The organism is Saccharomonospora xinjiangensis XJ-54 (genome assembly GCF_000258175.1).
In the GTDB taxonomy this organism is placed as follows: domain Bacteria; phylum Actinomycetota; class Actinomycetes; order Mycobacteriales; family Pseudonocardiaceae; genus Saccharomonospora; species Saccharomonospora xinjiangensis.
The window spans coordinates 1,575,154-1,592,298 of sequence record NZ_JH636049.1; the positions used below are offsets into that span (position 1 = coordinate 1,575,154).

The window sequence follows — 17,145 nt, forward strand, 5'->3', positions numbered from 1 at the left end:
TCGCATGACTGGCACGGACCCGTGGGTGGACCTGCTCACGGGTGATCGCGCGTTGCTCGACAGGACGAGCACGGCGGAACGCGTGGCCGACGTGCTGCGCCAGCGGATCATCGAAGGCGCCCTGCCACCTGGAACCCGGCTGTCGGAGGAGAACGCGGGGCGAGCGCTGTCGGTGTCCCGCAACACCCTCCGCGAGGCGTTCCGGCTGCTGGTCCACGAAAGGCTGCTCGTCCACGAGTTTCACAGGGGCGTGTTCGTGCGGGTGCCCGGCGCCGGCGACGTCGCCGACCTGTACCGGGTGCGGCGCATGCTGGAGACCCGCGCAGTCCGGCTGGCGGGGACAGCAGGCGAGGAGCGCATCGCCGCGCTGGATGCCGCCGTTTCCGAGGGCGAGCGGGCCTATGCCGAAGAGCGCTGGGTGGACGTCGGCACCGCGAACATGCGGTTCCATCAGGCTGTCGGCGGGTTGGCGAGCAGCCCGCGCGTTGACGAGCTGATGCGGCAGTTGCTGGCCGAGCTGCGTCTCGCCTTCCACGTCATGTCCCGGCCCCGCGACTTCCACGAGCCCTACCTCGGGTTCAACCGTGAGATCACCACGCTGGTCCTCGACGGCCGCCTTGCCGAGGCGGAACGGGCGTTGGAGGACTACTTCGACAAGGCGGAGGCCCAGCTCGTCTCCGCATTCGCCGAGTCAGGCGGCCCGGAAGGCGCTCACATGGCGCGGTAGTCCCGCACCGGGTAGCGGGGCCCGAACCTCGGCCGGGTGTGCCCCGCCGCCTCCAGGTACCGCACGACCCGCTGCCGCTGCGGCGCGTACGGCGCCAGCACCTCCGCCATGCCCTCGTCGTCCAGCGGGCGGCCCAGCAGGGCGTACCCGACGATCGACGGCACGTGGAAGTCGCCGAAACTCACGGCGTCGGGGTCTCCCCACGCCCGCTGCGCGATCTCGGCCGCCGTCCACACGCCGATGCCGGGAACCGCCCGCAGCAGCGCGCGACCGCGTTCCCCGCGCAGGGCGGCGGCCCGCTCCAGCCGGGACGCGACGCGCGCGGCGGCCACCAGGGTCGTGCGCCGCCGCAAATCGACCCCGGCTCTGTGCCACTGCCATTCGGTGACGGACCGGATCGCGGCAGCGCTCGGGGGCACCCGCAGCCCTGCGGGCGCGGGGCCGGGCGCCGGTTCGCCGAACCAGCGGCACAACTCCCGCCACGACCTGCGCGCCTCATGTGTCGTGACCTTCTGCTCCAGCACGGCGGGCACGAGCGCGTCCCACACCCGCCCCGTGCTGGTCAGCCGCAGCAGCGGCGAACGACGGCGGGCCTCGGCGACGACGTCGTGGTGTGCGACGAACCCGGTGTCGTCGTCGGCTGCGCCCAACAGGGCGGGCAGCCCGTCGAGCAGGAAGCCCGCGCCGTCGCCCCACGCCCGTGCCTCCACGGTCCCGTCGCCGCGCACACGGAGGACGAGCGTGCCGGGACCGTCGGGGGTGTTGGCGGCGACCCACGTCCGTCCACCCTCGTCATGGCGAAGGCACGGATCGCCCCTGCCTCTCCGCAGGGGCGCCAGCACACCCCTGACGTCGAGCGGGAACGGCAGCGTCAGGCTGCGGGACACCTCAGGCATCGCTGGAGAACCGGATCGCGGAATCGGGCAGTTCGATCTCGGGCCACACCCTGGCGCCGTCGAGCAGTTCGCACCCCGCCCCCACGACCGCCCTGTCGCCCAGCACGACACCGCGCAGCACCGCGTCCTTGCCGACCCTGGCTCCCGCGCCGAGCACGGAGTGTTCCACCACGGCGCCCTCGGCGACCTCCGCGCCGTCGAACAGCACCGAGCCCCGCACACGCGCGCCCGACGCCACACGCGCCCCCGCGCCGACGGTGGACCCTCCTGTCACCTCGGCGTCACCGGCGACCACCGCGCCGTCGAGCACCAGCCGCTGCCCGGCGGGGCCGGGAAGAGCCGCCGACGGCGCGATGCCCGTGACGAGATCCGCCGAACCACGCACGAAAGCCTCAGGGGTACCGACGTCGAGCCAGTACGAATCGTCAACGAACCCGTGCACATGCCGTCCCCGCTCCAGCAGTCCGGGGAACGTCTCGCGCTCCACCGAGACGCGGCGGCCTGCCGGAATCTCCTCGATCACCGACCTGCGGAACACGTAACATCCCGCGTTGATCTGATCGGTCGGCGGGTTCGGTGTCTTCTCGAGGAACGCGGTCACACGGCCGTCGTCGGCGGTGGGCACCGAACCGAACCGTGAGGGGTCGTCCACCCGCTGAAGGTGCAACGTCACGTCGGCGCGGGAGGTGCGGTGGGCGGCGACCAGCGCCGCGAGGTCCGCACCGGACAGGATGTCCCCGTTGAAGATCACCGCGTCGTCGGCTCTCAGATGGTCGGCGACGTTACGAATGGCCCCGCCCGTGTCCAGCGGCTCCGACTCGACCACGTACTCGATGTCGAGGCCCAGCGCGGAACCGTCGCCGAAGTACCGTTCGAACACCTCCGCGCGGTAGGACGTGCCGAGCACCACGTGTGTAATTCCCGCGGCGCGAATGCGCGACAGCATGTGGGACAGGAACGGAACCCCCGCCGTCGGCAGCATCGGCTTCGGCGCCGAAAGGGTGAGCGGACGCAGCCGCGTCCCCTTGCCGCCGACGAGGATCACGGCATCAGCACCCGACACGGACGTCATCTCGCGCAGACCCCTCCCATACCTACATCATCGACTCGGATGACGAAGCACACCCAACCCTTCGACGGCCGGGTGCCCGAGGGCCTACCCTAGAGGCCGAAGGCGGCGGCCCCGTCCGGAGAGGGCCATCGGTGAGGGTATGGGGGTGCGAGGACATGGATCCCCGCGACCGCGCGGACGCCGTGCTCGCCCGCGCACAGGCACGCGACGGCGTTGTCACGCCGGACAATATGACGTCACCGATGGACGCTGCGAACACACAGCAGATCCCGCGTTCGGTGGTGCGCCGGATCGACGCCGAACCCGATCCGGACAGCACGACGAAACTGCCGTCCTCGATGATCGAGGCGAACGACGTCGGACGCCGGTCGCATCTCTCCGAGTCGATGCCGACGACGCCGCTGGAGCAGCCGCTGGCCAACCAGCCCGACGTCACCCAGCCTGTGCCGATGCCGCAGGCCGACCGAGGTGGCGCCAAGGCGGGTGCGGACGCCTCGGCAGGCGCCGGCGGCTCCTCACCCGACAGCTCCGGCGCGGCGGACACCGACGGCGGGCTGGTACCCACCACCAAGACCACGCAGAACCAGTCGTTCGTCGCGCGCAGGCTCGAAGGACTGTGACGCGGTCACACGGTGGCCCTGTGACGGGGCCGCCGGAACCAGCCCGTCAGCCTCTGGTCTCGACCTTCAACCGCACCGCGAGCCCCAGTTTCACGGCCGCGAGCACGGGTTTCCACAGCAGGCCCCGATGCCGGTCGGCGAGGTAGCGGTACGCGCTGGTGTGGTGAGCGCTGAGCATCCGCTCCGACGCCTTCGACGTGGACGCCCCTCCGATGTGCATGACACTCGCCGATGGCGCGTAGACGTTGAGCCAGCCCGCCCTGCCCAGCCGGTCGCCGAGATCGACGTCCTCGAAGTACATGAAGTAGCGGTCATCGAAGCCCGCGACGGAGTCGAACGCCGCTCTGCGCAGGAGAAGGCACGAGCCGGAGAGCCAGCCGACGGTCCGCTCGGTGGGAGCCGCCTTCTCCTGCCGGTACGAGCGGGTCCACGGGTTGCCTGGCCAGATCTTGCCGAACACGGCGTGCCCGATTCCCCTGCCCAGCGAGGGAAGCAGCCGCGCCGACGGGTACACCGAGCCGTCGGGTTCGCGGATCAGCGGGCCGAATGCCCCTCCCCTCGGCCAGCGTTGCGCCACCTCCAGCAGCGCGTCCAGCGAGCCGGGGTCCCATTCGAGGTCGGGGTTGGCGACGACGATCCAGCCGACCTCGTCGCCGAGGGTGGCGACACCGGCGTTGACGCCGCCGCCGTAGCCGAGATTGCCGCCAGTGGGGACGAAGTGAACGGCCTCCCGCTCGGCAGCCGCCTTCTCGGGGACACCGTCCACCGACCCGTTGTCGGCGAGCACCACCGAGACCTCGCGTTCGGTGGCCTTCTCCAGTGTGTCGAGAAATCGGTCCAGGGTCTTGCCAGGCGAGTAGGTCACTGTCACCACGGCGAGGCCGTCACCGTACGTCTTCGACTCCGTCACCCCGCCATTGTGCACCGTGGCCGTCGGCCGGAATCGTCGTGGCTCGCGTCACTCCGTTGCGCACTGCGCGCTGTGCGGTTCCGGCGGAACACCGAGGCGGGGGCGGCACCGGTGCGCCGCCCCCGCCTCGTTTTTCGCGTGCTACAGGCTCACTTGGCCGACTGGTCGATGTCCACCAGCGCCGCGGCGAGCCGGAAGAAGTTGTTGGTCCCCAGATCGCGCACCGTCTTGATCCCGAACGCGGCGGCCAGCTTCTCGGCGTCGCCTTCGCTGACACCCGCCAGTGCGGCGACCGGCGCGTCCAGCACCTCGGCCACGGTCAGGTTCTCGTACGCCTTGTCCAGCTGCTTGTCCAGGTCCGCGGAAACGGCCACTGAGCCTCCCATCACCAGTAGTTGATCTTGCAGTGGCCAGGCTAGTGGCTCACCCCACCGGCGTGATCACCCCCCGTCGCGTGATTCACCCTCCCGCCATGCGAGATTCACGCGCTCGTCCTACAGCGACGAGCCCGGACTCCTCACGGCCGCCCGCGCCGGTGCCGGTGCCACGCTCGCTCGTACGCCTCCCGGTGCGCCTCGGCACTGGCGGTCCACGAGAAATCCTTCGCCCTCCGCAGCGCGGCCTGAGCCAGTTCGGCACGCCGCGCGGGATCGTCGAGCAACTCCCGCAAGGCCGCGGCGACGTCGCCCGCTCCGACCCCGCAGTACGCCACCGCATCGCCACCGACCTCGGGCAGGGCGAGGCGGCGGGTGGTGAGCACGCACGCGCCGGAGGCCATCGCCTCCAGTACCGGAAGTCCGAACCCCTCCCCGAGACTCGGGTACGCCACGACGTCCGCACCGCCGAGGAACCCGGAGAGCGTGTCGAACGGCAGGTAGCCCGCCCGGATCACCCTCAACCGCAGCGGCGCGTCGGCGAGGGCGTTCTCGACCTGTGAATCCCAGCCCGGCTGCCCCGCCAGCACGAGAGCGGGAGGGCTGGGGCAGTCGGCGACCGCGAGCGAGAACCCCCTGATCAGTGCGGGGACGTTCTTGCGCGGTTCCAGCGCTCCGAGGAACGCGATGTACGGCATCGTCCCGAGCCCCACGGCGTCGCGGGCTGCCTTGATCTCCTCCTGCGACGGCGGGTGGAAGCGGGCGGAGTCAACCCCGTGCCGGATCACGTGCATTTCCGCGCCCCGCACCCTGGTGACCCTGCGCAGCTCCTCGGCGGTGGCGACGCTGGGCACCACGCACAGCGACGCCTTGCGCAGCGCGGTCGTCGTCCACGCGCGGAAGAACCGGGCCTTCACCGACGAGTGCAGGACGGGATCGGTGAAGAACGTGGCGTCGTGCAGCGTCACGACGGAGGCGGTGCGGCTGGCCAGCGGCATCGTGTAATGCGGTGAGTGAATGACGTCGATGGCGAGCCTGCGGGCGAGGCCGGGCAGCGTGGTCTGTTCCCACGTGAGCCGCGCCGTGCGGGTGGCAGCCGACTGTGCGGTGTGCACGATGCGCGAGCGGGGCGCGAGCTGCGAGTACAGCTGCGCGTCACGGGCCTGGCACACCACGGTCGGACCGGCACCGCTCTCGTCGAGCGCCGCGACGAGAGAATCGACGTACCGGCCCACACCCCCTCGGTCGGCAGGCACCGCCGTGGCGTCGATCAACACACGCGGTTCGGGCACCCGTGCAGCCTACGACCCTGCGGAGTGACGGTGACCCGGATCCGGCAAACCGTTGCTCACGTTATGCGCATGGCTGGTCCAGACTGCCCTCGCCGCCGATTCCCACGTGAACTCCGCCGCGCGCCGCAGCCCTTCGGCGACGAGTTTCGCGGCCAGAACGCTGTCGGTGAGGACCCGCCGCAGCCCTGCGGCAAGAGCGTGCGCGTCCCCTCGGGGGACCACCAGCGCCGCGCCTGCCGACACCTCGGCCAGCGCGGGATCGTCGCTGTGGACAACGGGAACGCCTGTGGCCATCGCTTCCAGCACGGGCAGCCCGAAGCCCTCGGCGAGGCTCGGCACGGCCACGACGCTCGCGCCGCGCAACACGGTCGCGAGTTCAGCGTCGGAGATCCGCCCGAGCACGCGGACCTCCTCGCCGGTGAGCCCGTGCGCTTCGGCGATGCGCACCGGGTCGAGACCGCCCCAGCCCGGCTGGCCCGCGAGCACCAGCGGCACGTCGGCGGAGGGCTCGCCCGACCGCGCGAGCGCGGCGACGGCCTCGACGAGCACGCCGATTCCCTTGCGCGGTTCCACCGTGCCCACGGCGAGCACGTAGCGGGCGGGCAGGCCCGCGACGGGCACGGGCTGGCCGAGGTCGGTGACACCGTGACCGGCGACGCGGGTGGGCGCGAGTACGGGAACCCTGCGCGCCAGGTCACGCGCGACCGCCTCGGTGGGCACCACGAGGGTGTGCGCGCGCCGGGCGGCCCTGGCGATCATGCGCCGGTGCCAGCTCGCCCCCCTCGGCGTGAGGGTTTCCGGGTGGGAGAAGGCGACGGTGTCATGCACGGTCACCGACAGCGTGCGCCCACGAGGTGCCCTCGGCGGGGCCAGCGGCGTCGGCGCGTGGACGGCGTCGCCACCCGGCCACAGTGCGAGCGGGGGAATCCCCGGTATCCCGGCCTCCCACACCGCCGTCAGCGCCCTCGGAGGTAAGGGCAGCACCCGTGGCCCGGCGACGCCTTCGACGCGCGCCGCCTCCACGTCGGCGTGCCGGGCCACGACGCTCGACACCCTCCAGCCCCGCGGCGCTGTGGCCGCCAGCGCGCGCAGCAGTTGCGCGGTGTAGCGGCCGGTGCCGCCGGGTACGGGAGCGAGCAGTTGCTCGGCGACGACGACCAGTTCCGGCACGCGGTCATTCTGCCGCCGTCACGCGGGCTATCCTGCGCCGGTGCCCACCAGCGCCGCCGACACCGCGTCGAGGGGCCCCGCCGCCACCACCACCGTCGTCGTGGTCACCTGGCGCGGGGCCGACCACATCACCGGCTGCCTCGACGGCCTCGCCGCACAGGAACGTCCACATCGGACTCTGGTGGTGGACAACGCGTCCGACGACGGCACGGCGGCCCTGCTGGCGCGGCACCCCAGCAAGCCGCACGTGCTGCGCCTGCCCCGCAACACGGGCTACGCGGGCGGTATCGCGGCGGCCCTGCCCCACGTGACCACGCCGCTGATGGCATGGCTCAACGACGACGCCGTCCCGGCCCCGGGCTGGCTGGGGACGCTGGAGGACACGCTGCTCGCCGACCCACGGCTCGCCGCCGTCGGCTCGCTGCTGCGGCACACCGGCGGCAGGGTCGCCTCCGCGGGCGTCCGCCTCACCCCCGACGGGCACGGCGCCGACCTCACCGCACCCGGCCGCGCCTTCGGCTTCTGCGGTGGCGCGGTCCTGCTTCGCACCGGCGTGCTGCGCTCGATCGGCGGCGTGCCGTCCGGGTTCTTCTGCTACTACGAAGACACCGACACGGCATGGCGGCTCCGGCTCGCCGGGTATGACATCGCCGTCGCCCACGACGCCGTCGTCGTCCACCGCCAGGGTGCCAGCTCGCGCCCCGGCTCCCCCGCGTTCCACCGCTGGAACGAACGCAACCGCCTGCTGATGCTGCTGCGGTGCGCACCGGCAAGGGTGGCGGCGGAGCAACTGGCCCGGTTCGCGGCGCTCACCGCCGTGCTGCCGCTGCGCCGTGTCCTCGCCTGGCGCGACGGCGGCACGGCGGTGCCCAGAGCCGCGAACTTCCGCGTCTCGTCGCGCTGCCGGGTGCTGGCCGAGGTCGCCCTGCGGCTGCCCTCGGCGCTGCGGCAACGCGCGGAGGTGCGGCGACGGAGCGTGGCGGGCCGAGGGGACGTCTGGCGACGGTGGGCAGGGCAGTAGTCTTTGCGCGGGCGGGAAGGAGCTTTCGTGTTGGCCCAGGGGGATACGGCGCCGCACGCGCGGACGGCCGAATGGACGGCACAGCCACTCGTCTCGGTCGTGGTGGTGAACTACCGGGGCGCGGACGACACGATCGCGTGCCTGCGCGCGCTGGCCGCACTCGACCGGCAGAGGCTGGAGATCATCTGCGTCGATAACGCCTCGCCGGGCGACGACGCCGACCGCATCAGGGCCGCCGTGCCCGCCGCGCGGGTGATCGCCTCCGACCGCAATCTCGGCTTCGCGGGAGGCTGCAACCTCGGCGCGAGCCACGCCGAGGGCACGGTGCTGGCCTTCCTCAACAACGACGCGAGGCCGCACCCGCGCTGGATCGACGCCGCCGTGGAGGTCCTGCGCGCCGACCCGGCCGTCGGCGCCGTGGCGAGCAAGGTGCTCGACCTCGACGGCGAGCGCGCCGACTTCGTGGACGGCGGCCTGACGTGGTTCGGCATGGGCTACAAGCGGCATACCGACACCCCGATCGCCGATCTCCCTGACTCCGAGCACGACACCGCCAAGGACGTGCTGTTCGCCACCGGTTCGGCCATGTTCGTGCGCGCGAACGTGTTCGCGGAGCTGGGCGGGTTCGACGACGACTTCTTCATGTTCTACGAGGACGTCGATCTCGGCTGGCGGCTCAACCTGCGTGGCTGGCGGGTGCGCTACGTGCCCGGCTCCATCGCCTACCACCGCCACCACGGCACGATGTCCGCAGTGGACAGTCCGGACAGCGGCCGGGAGACGTTCCTGCTGGAACGCAACGCGCTCTGCGCCCTCTACAAGAACCTCTCCGACGAGACGCTGGCGACGGTGCTGCCTGCCGCGCTGGCACTGGCCGTGCGGCGGGCCACCGCGCGGGGCGACCTCGACCCGCAGGCGTTCGATCTCGCCTGCCACGCGGGCCCTCCCGAGACGACTCCCGTTCCGGTGTCGCGAAGCTCGCTGGCCGGTGTGCTGGCCATCGATGCATTCGTCGAGCGCCTTCCCGCTCTCCAGCGCGCGAGGGCAGAGGAGCAGGCCAAGCGCGTGCGCACCGACGCCGACCTGCTGCCGCTGCTGCGCAAGGCACTCGAACCCGCCTACCCGCTGCCGCGGTACCTCGCCGCGCACGACATCCTCACCGAGGTCTTCGGCATCGAGCGGGCGTTCGGCGCGCGGCGCAAGGTCTGCGTCATCACTGGCGACACGCTCACCAGCCGGATGGCGGGCCCCGCCATCCGCGCGTGGAACATCGCCTCCGTGCTGTCGGCCGAGCACGACGTCCGCCTCGTGAGCGTGAACCCGGTCGTCGATCCGCCGAAGGCACCCTTCGCCGTCACCGGATCGACACGGCGCGACCTCGCAGGCCACGTCGGGTGGGCGGACATCGTGATCCTGCAAGGCCACGTCCTCGAACTGGCACCGTCGCTCAAGCAGGAGTACGCGCACAAGATCGTCGTCTGCGACGTCTACGACCCCATGCACCTCGAACTCCTCGAACAGGGCAAGGACGCTCCGGACGACCGCCGTGAGGCCGACCTCGCCGGGGTCACCCGAGTCCTCGACGCCCAACTGGAACGCGGCGACTTCTTCCTGTGTGCCTCCGAGCGGCAGCGGCATCTGTGGCTGGGGCATCTCACCGCGCTCGGCAGGCTGTCTCCCCAGCTCTACGACGCCGACCCCACGACCCGGTCGCTGCTCGCCGTGGTGCCGTTCGGCCTTCCGCCCGAGCCGCCCCGCCGCACGGGCCCCGGACTGCGCTCCACCCTCGGTCTCGCCGACGACGACAGGGTGGTGCTGTGGGCAGGCGGCGTCTACAGCTGGTTCGACCCGCTGACCCTCGTGCGTGCCTTCGGAACACTCCGCGAGGAGCACCCCGACGCGCGGCTGGTCTTCCTCGGCATGAAACACCCGAACCCCGAGGTCGGCGAGATGGACATCGCCGAGCGCACGCGGAGGCTGTCCGAGGAACTCGGGCTCACCGGCAAGCACGTGTTCTTCAACGAGCAGTGGGTTCCCTACGACGAGCGGCAGAACTGGCTGCTCGACGCCGACTGCGGGGTCACAACCCACTACGAGCACGTCGAGACGATGTTCGCGTTCCGCACCAGGGTGCTCGACTACCTGTGGACGGGCCTTCCCATCGTCACCACCGACGGCGACGCGCTCGCCGACCTCGTGCGCGAGGAACGACTCGGCGTGGTCGTGCCCGCGCAGGACCACAAGGCACTGGCCGAGGCGCTGGAGCGTTGCCTCTACGACACCGAGTTCGCCGCCGCCTGTCGCGACCGCATGGTGGCCGTGGCGGAACGGTTCACGTGGCCCAACGTGCTTCGCCCGCTCGTGGAGTTCTGCCGCGACCCCCACCCCGCCGCGGACCGCCTTCCCGGCGCCGGTCACCTCGCACCCGCACCGCCGCTGGGGAGAATCGAATCGGTGCGCCGCGACCTCGACCTCATCAGGACCTACCTCGCCGACGGCGGGCCTGCGGAACTCGCCCGCCGTGTCGCGGGCCGGGTGAGGAAGCTGGCTCTGCGGGGAGCACGCCGTGGCTAGGCAGCGGCTTCGGGTGCTGCTCGACGGCACCCCGCTGCTCGGCCACCGCACCGGAATCGGGCGCTACACGGCCTCGCTGTCCGAGGCGCTCGCCTCCACGTCCGATGTGGACACCCGCGCCGTCGCCTTCACTCTGCGGGGCTGGCGCGGGCTTCGTTCGGTACTGCCGCACGGCGTCAAGGCGAGGGGCCTGCCCGTCGCGGCGCGGCTGCTGCGAGCGAGCTGGCTCACCTCGAACTTCCCTCCCGTCGAGATGTTCGCCGGACTGGCCGACGTGGTGCACGGCACCAACTTCGTGCTGCCGGCCACGCTGCGCGCGGCCCGCGTGCTCACCATCCACGACTTGGCCTTCCTCGACGCCCCTGAGGAACTCGCGCCGAGCGACCGGCAGCTTCCCATCCTGGTACGCCGGGGTGCCGTGGCCGCCGACGTCATCTGCACGCCGACTGCCGCTGTCGCGGACTCGGTCGCCGAACGCCTCGGCATCGACCGGGAAAAGATCGAGGTCACCCCGCTCGGGGTGGACGCGGGCTGGTTCACCGGAAGGCCACCCACCCCGCAGAAACGCAGGCAGCTCGGGCTCGACGGCGAATACCTCCTCTTCGCGGGAGCCGCGGGACCGCGCAAGGGACTCGACTGGCTCCTTCGAGCCCACGAGGCGGCCCCCGACCTCCCACCGCTCGTGTTCGCGGGCCCCGGCCGCTTCCCACACACCTCGCGCACGACACACATCGGATACCTGTCCGATGTGGACTTGCAGCGCGTCGTCGCGGGCGCGTCGGCGCTCGTGCTGCCTTCACGGGACGAGGGTTTCGGGCTTCCCGTCCTCGAAGCGATGGCGTGCGACGTGCCCGTCGTGTGCACCGACGTCCCGACCTTGCGCGAGGTATCGGGCGGACTCGCCAACCTCGTGCCCTACGGCGAGGTGGACGCGCTTACCGAAGCCCTGCGGAAGGCCGTCGCGGAGCCCCACGTCGCCTCGGCTTCGGCGATCCGCAGAGCACACGCGGCGGCATTCACCTGGCGCCGGTGCGCGGAAACGACATTGGCGGCCTACCGCAGGGCCGTGGAGTCCTGAGCACGCACGTCGGCGAAGAACGCCGTGAGCGCCTCGCGCCACGGCCGCAGTGGAGTCAGCCCAGCCCCGATCCACGCGTCGTTGGACAGCACCGAGTACGCGGGGCGAGGGGCGGGCCGGGGGAACTCCTCGGTCGTGCACGGCCGCACCCGCTCCGGGTCGGCGCCGAGTTCGGCGAACACCGCGCGCGCGAGGCCACACCATGTGGTCTGCCCCGCGTTGGTGCAGTGCAGCACCGTGGCCTCAGGCCCCCGTCCCTCGGCGATCCGTCCCGCGAGCTCCAGCAGGCCGGCCGCGAGATCGGCCGTGTACGTCGGGCTGCCGACTTGATCGTCCACAACGGACAAATTGTCGCGCTGAGCCTCCAGATTGATCATCGTCTTCACGAAGTTGCGGCCCGACGTGCCGTACAGCCACGACGTACGCACCACCCACGCGTACGCACCGGACCCCAGGACGGCGTCCTCGCCTGCCGCCTTCGTCCGGCCGTAGGCGCTGCGCGGCCCCAGCGCGTCACCGGGCTCGTACGGCCGGTCGGCCTCACCGGAGAACACGTAGTCCGTTGACACGTGCACCAGGGGCACGCCACGCGACGAACACACGGCGGCGAGCATCCTCGGCCCGTCCGCGTTCACCGCGAACGCCGCCTCCTCGTTGCCCTCCGCGTCGTCCACGGCGGTATAGGCGGCGGCGTTGATCACCACGGCACGCCTGCCTGCCTGCGCCGCGCCGGTGGCGAGGTCGGCGACCGCCTCCACCACGGCACCGGGCTCGGTGACGTCGAGGTCGGCCGAACCCGGCGCGATCACCTCGACACGCTCGCCGAGTGCGTCGGCTGCCGCCACCAGGTCACGGCCGAGCTGTCCGCCGCCTCCCGGCACCAGCACCGCAAGACCGGCTCCGTCCGATCGGCTCATCGCCACCCTCCGCCTTCTCTCGGTCGGCCGCTCCCCCTTCGCCGACTCACCTTCGTCTCGCGGCCACCGGCGAGTCCGGCTCACCGCGCGGCCAGTGCGGCGCGTTCCTTGAGCGGCTCCCACCACTGCCGGTTCTCCGCGTACCAGCGCACAGTGTCGGCGAGACCCGCCTTGAAGTCCACCTCCGGGCGGTATCCGAGTTCGCGGCTGATCTTCGTGATGTCCACCGAGTAGCGGCGGTCGTGCCCTAACCGGTCCTCGACCCGCTCCACCATCTCCCAGCCGACACCGACGGCGGCGAGCAGCCGCTCCGTGAGCTCCCTGTTGGTCAGCTCCGTGCCGCCGCCGATGTTGTAGATCTCCCCAGGACGCCCGCCGTCGGCCACGAGCTGGATACCCCGGCAGTGATCGTCCACATGCAGCCAGTCACGGACGTTGAGCCCGTCGCCGTACAGCGGAACCGGCTTGCCGTCGAGCAAGTTGGTGACGAACAGCGGGATGACCTTCTCGGGAAACTGGTACGGACCGTAGTTGTTCGAGCACCGGGTGATACACACCGGCAGGCCGTATGTGCGGTGGAACGAACGCGCGACGAGATCCGACGACGCCTTGGAAGCCGAATACGGCGAATTGGGCTCCAGCACGTGATCCTCGGCCCACGAACCCTGCTCGATCGACCCATACACCTCGTCGGTCGAGACGTGCACGAACCTGCCGACGCCCGCGTCCAGCGCCGCCTGCAACAGATTCTGGGTGCCGAGGACGTTGGTGAGCACGAAGTCCGACGCCCCGAGAATCGATCGGTCCACATGCGACTCAGCGGCGAAGTGCACCACGAGGTCAACACCGGCCATGACCTCGCCCACCACGGCTGGATCACAGATGTCACCCCTGACGAACCGCAGCCGCGGACTGTCGGCGACGGGATCGAGATTGGCCCGGTTACCCGCGTACGTCAGCTTGTCGAGGACGACGATCTCGGCGTCGCGCACTGAGGCGTACTCGCCGGAGATGGCCTGCCTCACGTAGTGCGACCCGATGAAACCCGCACCACCTGTGACCAGTACTCGCATCGTGTCCTCCCGCGACGTGCTCCGCCTCGCAGTCTGCCACGCGCGGAGAGCGCGGCCGAACACAACGTCGAGGCAACGTTTTCGATCTCGGCGGCGTCTTGGTGTGCGAGGCGCCAGTACTCTGTGCGCCGGACGACATCACTGGGAGGAGCAGCACGTGACCGACGGTGCGCGGGAGCGGGTGGAAGCACCGGTGGCACGCAGGTCCCGGCTCGGCACCTTTGGCCTCGCGGGCGGCAGGGTGTTCGTGTCGCTGCTCTCCGTGGCGGTGCTCGTACTCACCTTCTACGGGTGGCAGACCCTGACGTCGGCTCAAAACGATCTGACCACCACCGACCTCTTCGGTGACAAGGGCGACGACATCGAACCCCTCGACGGCGCCATCGACATCCTTCTCGTCGGCATCGACAGCCGCACCGACGCGAAGGGCAACCCGCTTCCCGACGAGGTGCTCGCCAAGCTGCACGCGGGTGTCGAGAAGGGTGACCGGCAGACCGACACGATGATCCTCGTCCACATCCCGCAGGACGGCACGAGCGCGACAGCCATCTCGTTCCCGCGCGACTCGTGGGTCGAGATCGCGGGCGGCTACGGCAGCAACCGGATCAACAGCGCGTTCGCCTTCGCCTACAACGAGACCATGAACTCGCTGACCGCACAGGGCGAGACGGACGAGACCGCCGTACAGGAGCAGGCCAAGGTCGCGGGCCGCAAGAATCTCATCGCCACCATCGAGAACCTGCTCGGAAGGCCGGGCATGATCGACAGGTACGCCGAGGTGAACCTGGCGAGCTTCTACGAGATCACCAAGGCCGTCGGCGGCATCGAGGTGTGCCTGAAGGAGCCTGCCAAGGAGGAGAAGTCCGGCATCGACCTTCCCGCGGGGGTGCAGACCGTCGAAGGTGTGCAGGCGCTCGCGTTCGTGCGTCAGCGGCACGGTCTGCCCGGCGGTGACTTCGATCGCATCCAGCGGCAACAGGCGTTCATGTCGGGCCTCGCCCGCAAGATGCTGTCCGGCGACATCCTGCTGAACCCGGCTCGGCTCGCCGACGTCATCGAGGCCGTGCAGAAGTCGGTCGTGCTCTCCGAGGGCTGGGACCTGCTGGAGTTCGCCAACCAGATGCGCGGGCTCTCCGGCGGGAACATCGAGTTCCACACCATTCCCGTCGTCGGTGACGCCAGGATCAACGGCGCCGCCGTCCTCCAGGTCGATCCGGTCGAGATCCAGGCATTCATCGATGAGCTCATACCCGAGGAGACCGAGGGCGATCCCCGGATGGACCCGCCTGCGGGCAAGGTGGACGGCGCCGAGACCTACGCCGTTGACATCTACAACGGAACCGGCGACGCCGCTGTGGGCGATGCCGCCCGATCTCTGCTGACAGGCAAAGGCTTCGGCGGCGACAGCCACGCGCCGATGGACCCCATCAGCTCCACCGTCGTCTATCACGCCCTGGGCGAGCAGGCGGGAGGCGAACTGCTGCGCACGGCGCTCGGCGGCGACTTCCCTGTGGAGGTTGACCCGGAGTTGCCCCCGGGAACGCTCGCCGTCCACCTCGGCTCCGACTTCACCATGCCGGCCAAGAGCCAGGTCATGGCCGATCCGGGCCAGGTGGAACGCCTGATCGGCACTGGCCATGCGGCGGTGCGGCAGGACGGTGGCGAGAACACCGAGACGGAGTCGTCCGAGGACGAGCCGATCACGGCAGGTGGAGTGCCCTGCGTGAACTAAGCTGATCCGCTGGCAAGCAGCAGGCGGGTGGAGGGGAGCCACCGTGAACGAGGGTGAAGCGCGTCCCGCCGACGAGGCGGACGCCGCCGAGGGGGACTCCGAGTGCCGGGACCGGCAGCGGGACGACGACGCGGAGCGCGGCACGGAGAACACGGAACGCGAAGCGGACGACGACGCGGAGCGTGGCACGGACGAATCCGCCGGGCCGAGACCGGGCGACGACGTCGAAGACGGCACGGACGAATCCACCGGAACGCGCACGTGCCAGGAGAACGAACAGGAGAGCGGCGAGAACGGCGCCGGGCCAGAGGCCGAGGCGGCAGCGTCGGCGGCTCGGAAGACGGTCCGGCAGCCAGCTCGGCAGACGGCTCTGCAGACGGCATCGTCAGGGCGTGCGCGAAGGACGGCCAGGGCTGTCATGAGGTCGGCGATCGCGCTGCTGTCGGTGGCTTCGCTCGGCATCACCGGCTACGCCTACTCGGCGCTCGACGCGCTCCAGGACAACGTCACCACAACCGACGCCCTGCGCCTGAACGACGTCATCGACGCCTCCGACGAGGAACCACCTCCGCCCGAGGACGACGGCGCCACCGACATCCTCCTCGTCGGCACCGACTCCCGCACCGACATGGAGGGAAACCCGCTTCCCGCCGACGTGCTGAGGCAGTTGCGCACCGAGAGCAATCCCGGCATCAGCACCGACACCCTGATCGTGCTGCGCATCCCGCACGACGGGTCGTCCCCGACGGGTATCTCCATTCCCCGCGACACCTGGGTCTCGGTTTCCGGCGGCGACCACGCGAAGATCAACTCGGTGTACGGCTCGGCGAAGTACGAGGCCGAGCGCGCACTGCGGGCCGACGGTGTGACGGAACGGTCGAAGCTGGCACGCGAGTCGGACCAGGCGGGGCGCAGCGCGCTGGTCCGCACGGTCCAGAGGTTCACCCAGGTCAGGATCGACCACTACGCGGAAGTGAACCTGCTGGGTTTCTACCTGCTCACCGAGGCGCTCGGCGGCGTGAAGGTGTGTCTGAACAACGCCACGTCCGACCCAGACTCCGGAGCGAACTTCGCGGCTGGGGTGCAGACCGTCTCCGGTGGCGAAGCGCTGTCGTTCGTGCGGCAGCGCAAGAACCTGCCGAGGGGCGACCTCGACCGCATCCAGCGGCAGCAGGCGTTTCTCGCCTCGGCGCTGAACAAGGTGCTCTCGGCTGGCACGCTCACCGACACGGAGCGGATGGAGAAGCTCTCCGACACCCTGCGCAAGTCCCTGGTGCTCGACTCCGAACTGGACCTGCTGGACTTCGCGCAGCAGACCAGCGGTATCGCCTCGGGCGAGTTCTCGTTCGTCACCATCCCGGTCGTGGACATCGCGGCATGGAGCCCTGACGGGAAGCAGAGCATCGTGGCCGTCGATCTTGACAAGGTCCGGAAATTCGTGGCGGACGCCGTCCCCCGTGACGAACCGCAGGAGGAACAGCCATCCGGCGGCGGTTCGGCCCCACCTGCAGCGCGAGGCCCCCAGACCGGAGCCGAGGAGATCACAGCCGACGACGTGCCGTGTGTGAACTAGCCCGCGCACACGAGCCTGCGGTCCCCGCACGAGAGTCCGGCCGGAGTCCGCATCGTTCGACGTCGGCATGTGGGCACGGACTGCGGACACACCCGCGAGTCGTCCTGCGAGCTCCG

Annotated in this window: 15 protein-coding genes; 7 read left to right on the plus strand and 8 right to left on the minus strand. The window is 70.8% G+C overall.

The window, feature by feature from the left end:
• The first annotated feature begins 4 nt into the window (after positions 1-4).
• Positions 5-727 (plus strand): GntR family transcriptional regulator, encoded by a 723-nt coding sequence (locus SACXIDRAFT_RS06685; RefSeq protein ID WP_006237761.1) that lies wholly within the window; start codon positions 5-7, stop codon positions 725-727.
• Here SACXIDRAFT_RS06685 and SACXIDRAFT_RS06690 read toward each other — a convergent pair.
• Both SACXIDRAFT_RS06690 and manB read right to left on the minus strand, forming a co-directional pair.
• Positions 712-1,623, minus strand: a complete 912-nt coding sequence (locus tag SACXIDRAFT_RS06690; RefSeq protein ID WP_006237762.1) for a DNA-3-methyladenine glycosylase family protein — start codon at positions 1,621-1,623, stop codon at positions 712-714. The two genes, SACXIDRAFT_RS06685 and SACXIDRAFT_RS06690, sit on opposite strands and share 16 nt — an antisense overlap.
• Complete coding sequence (manB, locus tag SACXIDRAFT_RS06695) at positions 1,616-2,695, minus strand: mannose-1-phosphate guanylyltransferase (RefSeq protein ID WP_006237763.1); 1,080 nt, start codon at positions 2,693-2,695, stop codon at positions 1,616-1,618. Before manB ends, SACXIDRAFT_RS06690 begins: the two co-directional genes overlap by 8 nt.
• Positions 2,696-2,850: 155 nt before the next feature.
• Here manB and SACXIDRAFT_RS06700 point away from each other — a divergent pair, with 155 nt between their 5' ends.
• Complete coding sequence (locus SACXIDRAFT_RS06700) at positions 2,851-3,315, plus strand: hypothetical protein (RefSeq protein ID WP_040922072.1); 465 nt, start codon at positions 2,851-2,853, stop codon at positions 3,313-3,315.
• A 46-nt stretch (positions 3,316-3,361) separates the two neighbouring features.
• Here the strand turns inward: SACXIDRAFT_RS06700 and SACXIDRAFT_RS06705 are convergent, their stop codons facing one another.
• The 4 genes from SACXIDRAFT_RS06705 to SACXIDRAFT_RS06720 form a co-directional block, all read right to left on the minus strand.
• Positions 3,362-4,240 (minus strand): glycosyltransferase, encoded by an 879-nt coding sequence (locus SACXIDRAFT_RS06705; RefSeq protein WP_006237765.1) that lies wholly within the window; start codon positions 4,238-4,240, stop codon positions 3,362-3,364.
• 134 nt (positions 4,241-4,374) lie between these two features.
• The gene (locus SACXIDRAFT_RS06710) at positions 4,375-4,599 is read right to left on the minus strand and encodes a hypothetical protein (RefSeq protein WP_006237766.1); all 225 of its coding nucleotides are present in this window, start codon (positions 4,597-4,599) and stop codon (positions 4,375-4,377) included.
• A gap of 143 nt (positions 4,600-4,742) precedes the next feature.
• A complete protein-coding gene (locus tag SACXIDRAFT_RS06715) occupies positions 4,743-5,891 on the minus strand; it encodes a glycosyltransferase family 4 protein (RefSeq protein WP_006237767.1) in 1,149 nt (382 codons plus the stop codon).
• Between the two features lie 9 nt (positions 5,892-5,900).
• The gene (locus SACXIDRAFT_RS06720; protein WP_006237768.1) at positions 5,901-7,061 is read right to left on the minus strand and encodes a glycosyltransferase family 4 protein; all 1,161 of its coding nucleotides are present in this window, start codon (positions 7,059-7,061) and stop codon (positions 5,901-5,903) included.
• A 40-nt stretch (positions 7,062-7,101) separates the two neighbouring features.
• Between SACXIDRAFT_RS06720 and SACXIDRAFT_RS06725 the strand changes: the two genes are divergently transcribed.
• From SACXIDRAFT_RS06725 to SACXIDRAFT_RS06735, 3 genes are read left to right on the plus strand one after another with little or no spacing between them, the layout of a single operon-like run.
• Positions 7,102-8,082 carry a glycosyltransferase family 2 protein gene (locus SACXIDRAFT_RS06725; RefSeq protein ID WP_006237769.1) on the plus strand — a complete coding sequence of 327 codons (981 nt, stop codon included), beginning with the start codon at positions 7,102-7,104 and terminating at the stop codon, positions 8,080-8,082.
• Positions 8,083-8,112: 30 nt separating this feature from the next.
• Positions 8,113-10,656 (plus strand): glycosyltransferase, encoded by a 2,544-nt coding sequence (locus tag SACXIDRAFT_RS06730; protein ID WP_040922514.1) that lies wholly within the window; start codon positions 8,113-8,115, stop codon positions 10,654-10,656.
• Entirely contained in the window at positions 10,649-11,734 is a 1,086-nt protein-coding gene (locus tag SACXIDRAFT_RS06735; RefSeq protein WP_006237771.1) for a glycosyltransferase family 4 protein, read from the plus strand. The genes SACXIDRAFT_RS06730 and SACXIDRAFT_RS06735 overlap by 8 nt, the downstream gene beginning before the upstream one ends.
• On the opposite strand, the gene rfbD is transcribed toward SACXIDRAFT_RS06735, so the two are convergent.
• Positions 11,710-12,651 carry a dTDP-4-dehydrorhamnose reductase gene (gene rfbD, locus SACXIDRAFT_RS06740; RefSeq protein ID WP_006237772.1) on the minus strand — a complete coding sequence of 314 codons (942 nt, stop codon included), beginning with the start codon at positions 12,649-12,651 and terminating at the stop codon, positions 11,710-11,712. The two genes, SACXIDRAFT_RS06735 and rfbD, sit on opposite strands and share 25 nt — an antisense overlap.
• A gap of 80 nt (positions 12,652-12,731) precedes the next feature.
• Positions 12,732-13,724 (minus strand): dTDP-glucose 4,6-dehydratase, encoded by a 993-nt coding sequence (gene rfbB, locus SACXIDRAFT_RS06745; protein WP_006237773.1) that lies wholly within the window; start codon positions 13,722-13,724, stop codon positions 12,732-12,734.
• 157 nt (positions 13,725-13,881) lie between these two features.
• Here rfbB and SACXIDRAFT_RS06750 point away from each other — a divergent pair, with 157 nt between their 5' ends.
• Entirely contained in the window at positions 13,882-15,456 is a 1,575-nt protein-coding gene (locus SACXIDRAFT_RS06750) for an LCP family protein (protein WP_006237774.1), read from the plus strand.
• A 43-nt stretch (positions 15,457-15,499) separates the two neighbouring features.
• Positions 15,500-17,029, plus strand: a complete 1,530-nt coding sequence (locus SACXIDRAFT_RS06755) for an LCP family protein (RefSeq protein ID WP_006237775.1) — start codon at positions 15,500-15,502, stop codon at positions 17,027-17,029.
• Positions 17,030-17,145: the final 116 nt, after the last annotated feature.